The organism is Phenylobacterium sp., assembly GCF_044371015.1.
GTDB lineage: Bacteria > Pseudomonadota > Alphaproteobacteria > Caulobacterales > Caulobacteraceae > Phenylobacterium.
The window spans coordinates 1-11,986 of record NZ_JBILUK010000089.1; the positions used below are offsets into that span (position 1 = coordinate 1).

Annotated in this window: 10 protein-coding genes; 4 read left to right on the forward strand and 6 right to left on the reverse strand. The window is 66.8% G+C overall.

Annotated features, from left to right (window positions below; genetic code table 11):
- From ACIQ3R_RS09320 to ACIQ3R_RS09335, 4 genes are all read right to left on the reverse strand, one after another.
- Nucleotides 1–2,439, reverse strand: a 2,439-nt coding sequence (locus tag ACIQ3R_RS09320) for a beta strand repeat-containing protein (protein WP_397417666.1), incomplete at its 3' end; no start/stop codon positions are given.
- Between the two features lie 10 nt (nucleotides 2,440–2,449).
- Complete coding sequence (locus ACIQ3R_RS09325) at nucleotides 2,450–4,093, reverse strand: ShlB/FhaC/HecB family hemolysin secretion/activation protein (protein ID WP_397417668.1); 1,644 nt, start codon at nucleotides 4,091–4,093, stop codon at nucleotides 2,450–2,452.
- A 214-nt stretch (nucleotides 4,094–4,307) separates the two neighbouring features.
- Nucleotides 4,308–6,305: a hypothetical protein gene (locus ACIQ3R_RS09330; protein WP_397417670.1), complete on the reverse strand. Its 1,998-nt coding sequence runs from the start codon at nucleotides 6,303–6,305 to the stop codon at nucleotides 4,308–4,310.
- Nucleotides 6,306–6,388: 83 nt separating this feature from the next.
- A complete protein-coding gene (locus ACIQ3R_RS09335) occupies nucleotides 6,389–7,420 on the reverse strand; it encodes a hypothetical protein (protein ID WP_397417672.1) in 1,032 nt (343 codons plus the stop codon).
- Between the two features lie 163 nt (nucleotides 7,421–7,583).
- On the opposite strand from ACIQ3R_RS09335, the gene ACIQ3R_RS09340 reads away from it, so the two are divergent.
- Both ACIQ3R_RS09340 and ACIQ3R_RS09345 read left to right on the forward strand, forming a co-directional pair.
- Nucleotides 7,584–8,063, forward strand: coding sequence for a 3D domain-containing protein (locus tag ACIQ3R_RS09340; protein WP_397417674.1), 480 nt, complete (start codon nucleotides 7,584–7,586; stop codon nucleotides 8,061–8,063).
- Between the two features lie 110 nt (nucleotides 8,064–8,173).
- Nucleotides 8,174–8,734 (forward strand): AAA family ATPase, encoded by a 561-nt coding sequence (locus ACIQ3R_RS09345; RefSeq protein WP_397417676.1) that lies wholly within the window; start codon nucleotides 8,174–8,176, stop codon nucleotides 8,732–8,734.
- Here ACIQ3R_RS09345 and ACIQ3R_RS09350 read toward each other — a convergent pair.
- Both ACIQ3R_RS09350 and ACIQ3R_RS09355 read right to left on the reverse strand, forming a co-directional pair.
- The gene (locus ACIQ3R_RS09350) at nucleotides 8,731–10,710 is read right to left on the reverse strand and encodes an acetyl-CoA carboxylase biotin carboxylase subunit (protein ID WP_397417678.1); all 1,980 of its coding nucleotides are present in this window, start codon (nucleotides 10,708–10,710) and stop codon (nucleotides 8,731–8,733) included. The genes ACIQ3R_RS09345 and ACIQ3R_RS09350 overlap by 4 nt on opposite strands.
- A gap of 8 nt (nucleotides 10,711–10,718) precedes the next feature.
- Nucleotides 10,719–11,045: a heavy metal-binding domain-containing protein gene (locus ACIQ3R_RS09355; protein WP_397417680.1), complete on the reverse strand. Its 327-nt coding sequence runs from the start codon at nucleotides 11,043–11,045 to the stop codon at nucleotides 10,719–10,721.
- A 53-nt stretch (nucleotides 11,046–11,098) separates the two neighbouring features.
- On the opposite strand from ACIQ3R_RS09355, the gene msrB reads away from it, so the two are divergent.
- On the forward strand, nucleotides 11,099–11,587 hold the full coding sequence (gene msrB, locus ACIQ3R_RS09360; protein ID WP_397417682.1) for a peptide-methionine (R)-S-oxide reductase MsrB: 489 nt from the start codon (nucleotides 11,099–11,101) through the stop codon (nucleotides 11,585–11,587).
- Nucleotides 11,588–11,596: 9 nt separating this feature from the next.
- Nucleotides 11,597–11,986, forward strand: a 390-nt coding sequence (locus ACIQ3R_RS09365; protein WP_397417684.1) for a hypothetical protein, incomplete at its 3' end; no start/stop codon positions are given.

Genomic DNA, 11,986 nt, shown 5'->3' on the forward strand with positions numbered 1-11,986 from the left:
CGAGAGCAGCACCTCGCCGACCCTCAGCGTTCCGAACAAATCGACCACCTGCGCCCCGCCGACGCTCAGGATCGGCGCGGTCGGCGAGACACCTTCACCAGTCAGGTAGAAGCCGCGTTCCTCGCCGAGCGCTCCTGTGTTCTGCTGCACGATCCGCTCACTGGCGCCCATGGTCAGCGAGCCGGACACGACAAACAGTCGGCCAACCTCATCCGGCAGCGGCGCCACGCCCAACGGCAGCCCAGCCGCGATGTCGATGGCCGCAGGGTCCGTGTCGTCCACCAGGTCAAGGAACCGGGTCGAGCCGAGCATGACATTGCGCCGCGCCCGAAGTTCCACCGACCCGAACGCCCGCACATCGGTGAAGCCCAGGAGCGCATCACCGCTCGCCGAGCCCAGCGACCCGCTGATCCCGATCTGATCCGGCAGCCAGATGCTGTTCGCCGTCGCATCCCCGATGCGAACCGCCCCGCCCGTGGCTGTCGGCCGCACAGTCCCCCGGACGCGTACATTGCGCGAGTTGTGCGCAAACACGTTCAGCCGGGGAACCCGCGTCGGATCCACAGAGAGATCCAACATCGTCACATCGTCATAGACCGGGGTCGGCACGTTGACGGTCGGGATCGTCACCCCGCCGTATAGATTGACCGCGCCGGTAACCCGGATGCGCTGGAACTCGGCATCGGTCAGTCCGGCTCCGGATCCGCCGACGCTCAGGGCGCCATTCGCCGCTTCCAGGGTGAAGTTCGCCGCCGTCAGCGCGCCGGTCAGGTTGAACTCGTTGGCGCGGACGACGGCGTCGCCCGAGATGGTCGCGGTCCCCAGTTGCGCTGTCGGCGTTTCAAATCGAAGCGAGGCGCCGCTCACCGAAGCCAGCGTCCCTGGTCCACCCGTGCCAACAAAAATGCTGGTCGCGGCGGTAAGGGCGTTGGCCGTGACCCCAAAGAGCGAGCGGATGTCGAAGTCACGCGCCGTTGCCTGGCCCAGCGTGATGGCGTCGTTGGTCCCGATCCGGAGCAGCCCTCCGTTCGAAGCCCGACCCACATTGATCGCGCCGCTGGCGAACACCCGCGCATCTCCGCCGGTGGTCAGCGACGTGATGTCGGTGGTCCGTGAGATCGTGAGATTGAAGGCGCCGCCGGCGTTCACAGTCCCCAATCGGATTACAGGCGCCGGCCCGAGGTCGTTGGAGCCGTTGAACTGGTACTGGGTGCTGAAAATGTCGATGTCGGTCCGCGCCGTCACCACGGGGATGTTCACGACGCCGCTGACATTCAGCGACAGGTTGCCGAGGTTGATATTCCGGTCGCCGGTCGAAACCCCGCCCGGGCCGAGCGTCATGTTGTTGGCCGCAATGAACACCAGCTGCCCCGCCCGAATGCGATCGGCGGTCAGGTTGCCGGCCCCGCTGGCGCCGGTCAGGGCGATGCCCACATTACCGCTTGCGTCGATGGTTCCGACCCGCGCATCGCCGGTCTGGGCGCCGGCCACCGGCGTCTCGATGCGCGTGTTGATGATGTTGCGGCCGGTCGAAAGGATCACCTGGCCGAAATTGTTGACCGACGAAGCCGCCGTCAGAAGACCCGGAGCATTGATCAGCAGGCCACCCAGGCCTGAGCGGCTGATCGCGGCCAACATGACGTTTCCGCCGGTGCTCGACCCCGCGAGGTTCAGCGGCGTCGCCGCGGCCGAGCCTCCCGCAACGCCGGCCGGCACGATGAAGTCGAAGAACGCGAGGTCGTCGTTCGGCTGGGCCACAAAGTTGATGCGGTAGCTGTCCACGCCGCCGTAGAAGACGGTGCCCCGATCCCCAGCGTTGAACACCGATCCCGCTGCGGTCGTCACCACCGGCGCGATGAGCGCCAGGTGTCCGAGTCCGGTGAACGAGGCCCCGGCCGCGACGGTGACAGGCCCTCCGTTGCCGGTCCCGGTGAAGTCCATCCCGAAGACGTTTTCGTTTAGGAACTGTGTCGTGTTCACCGCCGCGCTGGTGGCCAGCATGGCGCCCCCGACGAACCGGGCGTTGGGCCCGAAGATCACCCCCTGAGGCGAAAAGAACCAGACATTGCCGCCAGGCGTCACCGGTTGGGTAAGGGGGAACGTATCGCTCAGCGCCGAACTGATCAGACCATTGATGTTGATCGGGCCATTCGCCACCCGGTTCAGCACGATGTTCTGGTTGAGGAACGAGGCGTAGGAGACCGTTTCGCCCGGCGCGAGGTTGAAGCTCGTCCAGTCGATGATCGTCCGCCGCGCATTGAGGTCGACCGTCACCAGGTCCGGCCCAAGGGTGCGGATCACCGGAAGGCCACCTGCGCCACCGCTCGCTTGGGCGTTGCCGCTGAACACCGGCAGCGCCTGCGCCGCCCCGGCCCAGGCCAGCACGAGCCCCGACACCCCGATCCGTAACATGCGGGCGAGATCTGATGCGCGATCCATGGCCATGCCCTCAGAAGAACCGCGTGGTGAGGTTGAAGGTCAGCCGGTCCGTTGGCTTCCTTCGGGCGATAGCGCGCTTGTCGAGCGGGCGCGCATAACCCACGTCCAGCACCCAATTGTCCCGCAAAGGCGTCTGCACGCCGAAACCCACCGACTTCAGCGTCTGGTTCGCCCCGCCCCGGTCGTTGTCGCTCACATGCGCGACATCGAAGAAAGCGTAGGGGCTGAACGTCGCGCCGGCCCAGGGCTGAAACGGTCCGCCCCGCACCTCCAGGCTCGCCGCCAGCGCCTTGTCGCCGGTCACATAGCCCGGGTCATAACCCCGCCCTATGGTCAGTGCGCCCGAGGCGTACTCCGCATAAGCGGCCAGCGGCTTGTCAGCGTACTGGCCCGCCACCTCGGCATGGACGGTCCACTGTGGCGTGACCAGCACATCCACCGATCCTTCGGCGAACAGCGTCCAGGCGTCAGGCTTGGCGTCGGCGCGCGACAGGGTGCGGTCGCCAGCCCGCGATGAGCCGAACCCTTCGAACCCTTGCCGGGCGCCGGCCTGGCCGCGCAGCACGATGGGCCGATAGCCGTAGTAGACGGTCTGATCGCCCTCGAACTTCAGGAATAGCTGGCGCAGGTCGTCGTTGATCAGCTTGGCCGGCCCGATCTTGGTGTCCTGCTCCACCACCTCGATCCCGGCGGAAACCCACAGGTTCTCCCGCCGCGTCCGCAGCAGCGGATAGGCGCCTTCCACATTGACCACCACGTTGGTGCTCTTGAGCCCCAACGCTTTAAGTCCCGCTCCGGGCCGGCTCTCGCCATAGGCCACGCTGGCGCGCACGACCGCGCCCTCCGAACCAAGGCGGCGCTCATGCGTGCCTTGCGCCACCCACTGCTCGTTGCGGATCGTGCGATAGAGCACCATCGAGGTGCGCTGGCCGGCCTTGCCGTGCGCATTCAGGTCGTAACGGCCCAGCAGGCCCCAGCGGCCGGTGAACTTCGACTGCAGGTTCTGAGCGTTGATCGTCAGTTCCTCGGCGTCCCGCTCGACCGCCAGATCAAGATCCACCGCGCCCCGCGCCCCGGTCGTGCTCGGCCGGACGGAGGCCCGCACCTTGAGGCCAGGAATGTCAGACGCCAGCAGGATGTAGCGCTGCACCCGGCGCATATCGAACGGCGCCATGCCGCGCAGCTTGGCCGCGTAGCGCTCCACCACCGGCCCCGCCGGCCCTGGATCGCCCCGCACATTCACGTTGGCGATCTTGGCCTCGATCACCTCAATGGTCGCCACGCCGCCGTCGATGGTCTGGGCCGGAATCTCAACCCGCGCCAGGATGCCCCGCTCGAACATCGCATCGGCCACGGCGTCGCGGATCTTGCAAAGGTCCGAAGCGTCGCCGCCCGCCTTGTTCAAAAAGGGCGCATAGGCCGGCGCCAGCGCTTCCGCCGGAACCGATTCCAGGCCTTGCAGATTGACTGCGGTGACCGTCAACGCCGCCGGGTTTTCCGCCAGTGGACAGGGCCCGGCCTCAGGATTCGAAAACAGATCCGGCGCCGGCGCCAAAGGCGTCGCGCGTCGCGCCGGATTCAACTCCTCGCGCGTTGGCGCTCCAGTCTGAGCATGCACAACAACCGGCGCCATGGCGAACGCAAACGTCGCCAAGGCGCTCCACCGAACCACGGTAGGCCCCATCACAATCCCCCAGGAGCGCCCCGTGTCGACGCCGTCGGCTGCATCCACTTCGGACGGCAGCCGACATGGCCGACGCCGGAAGACACCGACACAGCTATGTTGAAACCGCATTGGCCCAACACGCAATGGTGAATCGCCGTGCGGCGATCAGGTGTCTCGATGCCTCCGGACCCCGGCCCTCAACTCAGCTCAGGGGCGTGTTCTCGTTCGGCCCATCGCTCGCCGCCTGAGAGCCGCGCCGGCGCTGGGGCAACAGCGCCTGCGCCTTGGCCAACTCGGCCTTGTCGATGCCGCCGCTGGAGTCCAGGTCGATCCGGGCGAAGAAGCCGCTCAGCATGTTGCCGATCTGGCCGCGAAGCTCGGACTTCTGAAGCAGGCCGTCGAGGTTGTCGTCCATCATGCCGAACAACCGCGTCGGAGCCAGCCGCGCCTCGGAGTCGATCTGGCTTGCCGCCGTCTCGTCCAGCCACCGGAATTGCAGCGAGGTGAAGAGCATTTCCTCGTGGCTCTGTTCGCCCCAGGTAACCTTGATGTTGGGGTCCGGGTTGGCCGGGTTCCGCTTGGAGTTGTCGTAGATGTAGTTCGCGATCACCCGCGAGCCAGCCGGAATCCGCACAGGCTCGGCGAAGGTGTAGGACCGCTGCCAGTTGAAGTCATAGCGCGGCATGCTGAGCAGCAGCGTCTTCTTGCCGTCCGGAGTCTGTAGCCAGAGGTCGTTGGCGTAGGCCCGGTAATGCGCGTGAGGGAACGCCGCATAAAGCAGAGCATCATTCGGGAACTCGACGTAGGCGGTTTCCTTGTGGCGCGCCGCATTGGCCGGGATGGCGATGGAGGTGTCGATCACCACCACGCTGCGCATCATGTACTTGGGCGCGTCGTCACGGAAATAGATGCCGATCTGGGTGCGATCGACAGTCTCCTTGCCATAGGGCGTGTAGTGCATCTGATAGCCTACCGCCCCGCCGGCCGGCAGGAAGGTGCCGACGTCGCCGGCGAACACGTTGGACTCCGCGCCCACCGCATAGCCTCCCACCGAGCCGCGCCAGCGCATTTCGGAGGATCGCCCGTCGGCCGGAATGTCCTTCATCCAGCCGGTCAGCACATGGTGCACCGCCTGGCGGTCGCCCGGCTTAACGGTGCTGGCGCGGATCCAACGGCCCTCGGTCAGCGGGTTCACGGTCATCGGCCGCTGGTAGTCGACGACGCCGGAAGCGGGGATCTTGTACTCGGGAATGCTGAGGATCAGGTCCGGCTTGCCCAGCGGCCATTCGGGCGCGACGTGGCGGGCGACCTTCAGGGGATCCACGCCTTCGCCGCGCGGAGCTCCAGCCTCGATCCAGTGCACCAGCGTCTTGATTTCGGCCGGGCTCATGTTCTTGTCATCACTGAATTTCCCGACATGCGGGTCAGCGTTGTAGGGCGGCATGCGGTCGGTGCGGATCACCTCGCGGATCATCGGTGAGAAGCCTTTGACCATCTCATAGCTGGTCATGGCGAACGGACCGATCCCACCCTCCTGGTGACAGGCCACGCACTTGGCCTCCAGGATCGGCGCCACCTCCTTTACGAAACTGATGCGCGCATGGTCCTTGCCTCGCTCAGGAAAGGCGATGGCCGCGCCCAGCGGGCCATTGGCGGCCATCGGCGCGCGTCCGGCCATCATCGCGTCCAGCGCCGCCGCGGCGCCGGCCACCGGCCCGCGCCAGGCGATCGTCCAGGTCTTGGGGTTGACGATGATAGCCTCGGCTGAGCGCGTCACGCCCAGGCTCTCGCCCACCAGTTGGTTCACATCCAGCAGGATCGGCGGCTTCAGGCCGGCCGTCTCCGCCTCAGCCAGCACCGCCTCGCGACGATCGGCCAGGCTGGAGTTGATCAGCAGAACCTCTACGCCCTTGGCGCCATAGGCCTCGGCCAGCGCGTTGACCTTGCCGGCCAGCCCGTGCAGCACCTTGTCGCCATTGGCCTGGGTGATCAGCACCACGGCCGCAGCGTCGCCCATCCTGTAAAGCTCGTGCGCCGCGAGATTGGCGTCCACCAGCATGAAGTTGTCGACGCTGGCCGGCGTCGAGGCCGCAGCCGGAGCGCCCTCCGCCAGCGCATTGGGCGCCGTGTCGCTGGCGCAGCCTGCGGTCAGCAGAGCCGCGCCAAGAATGGTAGTGATGGCCGTAGCGTTGCGGCGCATGACGGAAGCCTCCCAGTTCGAACCCAAAATGTGGCCGATCAACGTTTCGCGATTGTTTCGCAGACGCGGCGGACCTGACCCCCTCAATCCGCGGCAGGCAGAGCGCGCGCCTTGCCGCCTTTGGCGCTGACCATCAGCTTCACGATCGCCTCGGTGACCTTCGGCTCCAGGCCCTCGGTATGGCCCTTGTCGATTCGCACCACGTCGGCGACCACCCGCCCGTCCTTGCACTTCGGATACTCGAAGACCTCGGCCGTCCCCGGCCCGGCCTTCATGCCCCAGACCTTGTAGCCATGGCGCGCGTAGTCCCAGACATAGCCGGGCGCTTCGTCGACCACCTCGCGCCGCACGCGCGGGGCGCAGCCGTATTTCTCGGCCCAGGGCGAGGTCTCCGGGAGGGCGCTGATCTCGTACTCGCCGATCGCGAAGATGTGGGAGAAATCGCAGGCGGGCGGGGCAGCGCCCATCCCCGGCGGGCCCGAGCCCGGCGGCCGGGGCGCTGGCGGCGCGCCGCCGGGTCCCGGCGGTCCGAAGGCGGAAACGAACGGTGCTGCGCCGATCCGCCCGCCCGACAGGCTCAGCCAGCCATCCACCCGAGCCTTGAAATAGTCGGTGCAGACGATGCGGTTTGAGGTGAAGCCCCCCTGGCTATGGCCGGCCAGCCACATCGCCCTGATGTTCTTGGCCCCGAAGGCTGCGAACACCTGATCGGTAATGTTCTGCAGATGGGCATCGTCCGCCTCCGCCACCCAGCGCCGCACCGGGTTGGCCGTCGCCGCCGTCGGCGTGGCGATGACCAGCCGGTGCTTGTTCACATAGTCCACCGCCGGAAAGTAGTGCCGCTGCCAGTTCCCGACGCCGCCGGCGCCATGGATGTTGAGGATGAAGGTGACCTTCTCGCCGGGCTTAAGGTCGCAGGGATAGTCCAGGAAATACTGGCGACCCGTCTTGGCGTCCGTCCCATTGCCAAGATTGGCCATCGCCGGAATGCACGCTTCGCCGACGCACCGCGCCACCTGCGGGGTCGTACAGGCCACCCCGCCCACATCCCGCGCCATCGCCGGCGTCGCGCCCAGCAGGCTGAACGCCGCAAGCGCCATCAGCTTCCGAATCATCACCCAGCCTCCTCCGAGCAGGTCTTGCGCCCGCCCTCTCCCTTGTGCCCGCAAGTTGCACGTTCCACCCGTCTTCTGTCGAGAGCGCCTCCGCAGGGTTGCCCTTGCGCGCCTCAGCGGGTAGGAACCGGCGCTCCAGTTAACGACGAAGGAGACGCCGTCCATGCGACGCCGCCTCGCCGCCCTGGCCTTTCTGCCCGCCCTGACCCTAGCACCGGCCGTGCAAGCCACGACCGCAGACCCTGTGGGCGACCTGCTCACCTCGCTGGTCTCCGGCGCCCTTCCCGGCTCCGGCGTGTTCAACGTCAAGGCGACGCTCTATCATGTTGGCGCAAAGGGCGTGGGCGTACTGGACAGCCTGGGATGTCGCGTTGTGCCGATGCGCACCTTGGCGGTTGATCGCAACGTCATTCCCCGCCGAACCATCGTTTTCATTCGCGAGACCGTGGGTCTCCCGATGCCAAATGGGCAGGCCCACGACGGCTATTGGTACGCATCTGATGTCGGCGGCGCGATCCGCGGCAACAAGGTAGACCTCTTCACCGGCCACGGCGCGGCCTCGATGAAGCCCATCAAGCCATTGAACCTCGCCACCCTCACAGCGGTGAAAGTCGGCAAGTTCGAAGGCTGTCCCCCAGCCTGACGGCCACTCAAGTCGTCATCCACCGGCTTGTCCGGGGGACCCATTGCACTGGGCGTTGGCGGCTTCTCGCGAGGGGCGGCGCGCAATAGGCGGCCCGGACAAGCCGGGCCATGACCTGCGAAATGATGCCCCTCACCCACAAGCCCAACTTCTTCGTCCTCACCGGAGGCCCCGGAGTCGGCAAGGCGACCTTGGTTGATCACCTCGCCGCGCTGGGCGAGCGGGTTGCACCGGAGAACGCCCGCGCCGTGATCCGCGATGAACTGGCCGCCCGCGGCGACGGCGTTCCCTGGCGCGACAATGACCGTTTCGTCGCCCTCACCACTGCGCGCGATATCGCCGACTTTGACGCCCTGGCGAACGAGACCCGCGGTGTCTTCTTCGACCGCGGCCTGATGGACATGTACGGCGCCAATGGCGCGACTCCGACTTCCGAGCTGATCCAAGCGATCCGCATCCGTCGCTACAACGCCCGGGTGTTCGTCCTGCCGCCGTGGCGCGAAATCTACGAAACCGACGCCGAGCGCCGCCAGGACTGGCCGGAGGCCGAGGCCACCTTCGGCTCGATCGTGACGATGCTCCCTAGGCTCGGCTACCAGCCCCTGGTCGTGCCGACTGGACCGGTCGAGCAGCGCGCCGGCTTCATCCTGGCCAACGCGGTCGCGGACTAGGCGAACTCCACCAGAACCTCGTCGGCGGCCACGCTGTCCCCCGCCTTGACGCTGACGGCTTTGACCGTGCCGTCGCGCTCGGCCCGCAGGATGTTCTGCATCTTCATGGCTTCGAGCACCGCCACAGTCTCGCCGGTGCGCACCTGCTGACCGGCCGCCACATCGATCGAGACCACCAGCCCCGGCATGGGCGACAGCACCATCTTAGAGGTGTCCGCCGCCTTCTTGGGCGGCAGTTTCTCGTGGAGGTCGGCCGAGCGCGGGGTCAGCACCAGCACATGCGACGTCGTCGCCCGGTGGCGGATGACAAAACCCTCCGCCGCCGGCTTCACGGTCAACGACACATCGCGGCCATCCGCCCTGGCGCGGAACACAGGCTGCCCCGGCCGCCAGCGCACGCTCTCAAGCCGCAGGGTTCGCCCATCACCGCCTTCGATCGTGACGTCGCCGTTGCTGGCGCTCACCCGCACTTCGCGGCGATCCGCGCCCGTCACCACGATCCAGTCGTCCCGTAGCAGCTCCGGCGCCGCGCGGCGGGTCAGGATGCGGTGCATGGCCAGCGCTACGGCGCCCATCAGATCGCGCTGCTCCGGGGTCGGCGTCAGGCCCTGGAAGCCCTCCGGAAACTCGTCCTTGATGTAGTTGGTTGAAAGTTTGCCTGAGCGGAACCGCGGCTGGTCCATCACCGCCGCCAGGAACGGAATGTTCTGCCCCAGACCCTCGATATGGAAGTCTTCGAGCGCCCGGCCCATCGCGTCGATGGCCCCGTCCCGGGTCGGCGCCCAGGTCGAGAGCTTCGAGATCATCGGGTCGTAGAACATCGAGATCTCGTCGCCTTCGCGAACGCCCGCATCATTGCGCACGATGGCGGCCTCGCCCACGGCGCCCTCCGCCGGCGGACTGTAACGCACCAGCCGCCCGATCGAAGGCAGGAACCCGCGATAGGGGTCCTCCGCATAGATCCGGCTTTCCATCGCCCAACCGTTGATCTTGAGGTCGTCCTGGCCGAACGATAGCTGCTCGCCCGCCGCCACCCGAATCATCTGCTCGACCAGATCGATCCCGGTGATCAGCTCGGTCACCGGATGCTCCACCTGCAGGCGGGTGTTCATCTCCAGGAAGTAGAAACTCTTGTCCTGCCCGGCCACGAACTCCACCGTGCCGGCGCTGTCGTAGCCGACGGCTCGGGCGAGCGCGACGGCCTGGGCCCCCATGGCGGCGCGCGTCGCCTCGTCGAGCAGGGGGCTCGGCGCCTCCTCGATGACCTTCTGGTTCCGTCGCTGGATCGAGCACTCCCGCTCGAACAGGTGGACGACATGGCCGTGCTTGTCGCCCAGCACCTGGATTTCCACGTGCCGGGGGCTCTCGATGAACTTCTCGATGAAGATCCGGTCGTCGCCAAAGCTCGACTTGGCTTCCGAGCGAACCGCCGGGAAGCCCTCCTCCACGTCCTTGCGGTTCCAGGCCACGCGGATGCCCTTGCCGCCGCCCCCGGCCGAGGCCTTGATCATCACCGGATAGCCGATCTCCTCGGAGATGCGGATCGCGTGCGCCGTGTCGTCGATCTCGCCCACATGGCCCGGCACCACCGAGATCTTGGCCTTGGTGGCGAACTTCTTGGACTCGATCTTGTCGCCCATCGCCTCGATCGCGCCGGGGTTTGGACCGATGAACACGATCCCTTCCGACGCCAGCCGCCGCGCGAAGCCCGGGTTCTCGCTGAGAAATCCGAAGCCCGGATGCACCGCCTCGGCGCCCGTCTTGCGCACGGCATCGACGATCTTGTCGGCCACCAGATAGCTCTCAGAGGCCGGCGCCCCGCCGATGAAGACGGCCTCGTCGGCCATCTCCACGGCCATGGAATCGGCGTCCGCCTCGGAATAGACCACCACCGTGGCGATCCCCATCCGGCGACAGGTCTTGATGATCCGGACGGCGATCTCGCCCCGGTTCGCGATCAGGATTTTTGAGAACATTCGAGCCTTTATGAGGTTAGCTTCACAGCTGTTCCCGAAGCGGTGACCATCAGCATGCCGCCATCGGGACCCATGGATTCATAGTCGAGATCGACGCCAACGACGGCGTCAGCGCCCAGCGCCCGGGCGTCCAGCTCCATTTCCTGGAGCGCGATGTCGCGCGCCTCGCGCAGCGCCTTCTCGTAGCCGCCGGCCCGGCCGCCGATGATGTTGGTGATGCCCGCGAAGATGTCGCGGAAGATGTGCGCGCCGATGATGGCCTCGCCGGTGACGACACCCAGTGTCTTGGCGATCCTGCCTTCGGGAACCTCGGGCGTCGTTGAGATGATCATCATGTCTAGGGTCTCTCATCTTTCGCTTGGAATGGCGCGCCCTTAGATTGGCGGGCATGAGCGAAGCGACAACGTCCCCGTCCGGTTTTTCCCTCTCGCCGCCTTCCGCTGAGGAACGCAAGCGACTGGCCGCCGACCTTTCCCCAGCGGAAGCCGAGGTCCTGCTGCACCACGGCACCGAGGCGCCGTTCTGTGGCGGCCTGCTCGATCAGAAGGACGACGGGGTCTACTGCTGCCGCCTCTGCGCGCTCCCGCTTTTCCGCCACCAGACCAAATTCGAGAGCGGCACGGGCTGGCCCTCCTTCTGGGCGCCGTTTGATGAAGCGCATGTCGTCGGCGTGCGCGATACGTCCTATGGCATGGTCCGCATCGAAACCCTCTGCGCCCGCTGCGGCAGCCACCAAGGCCATGTCTTTCCCGACGGCCCGCCGCCGACCCGGCTGCGCTATTGCATCAACTCCGTCAGCCTGGAGTTCGTGCCGTCCGGCGGCAAGCTGCGCGATCCCCTGGGTCGAGGGGACAATCTGGCTGTGACGGCGGGCTAAGCCGGAACCTTGGACAGCCGTTGGGCGCGCTGGCCAATCGCCATCGCGATCCCGCTCGCCATGTTGGCCTGGGCGGCGTGGTCGAACCGGTCGGAGGATCTGGCCCATATCGACCGCCCGTTCCGTGAACTCCACGGGACCGAAAGCGTCGGTGAGCGCCGGGCGCTCGCATCCCTCCTGGACGAGTCCTACGCTGTCCTGCGGTCACCAGAACTGCAGGACGCTCTGGGCGCGCTCGCCGCCCAATATCCGGCGATCTACGCCCGCAAGGAACAGCCCAACGCCTCGCCTGCCGAAATCGCCGACTTTGTGGCGCTCAAGACGCCCGGCTCGCGATACGTTCAGGTGGATGTGCGGCTGATCGACGGCGCACCCAACTTTCTCGGCATGGCCGGCGAG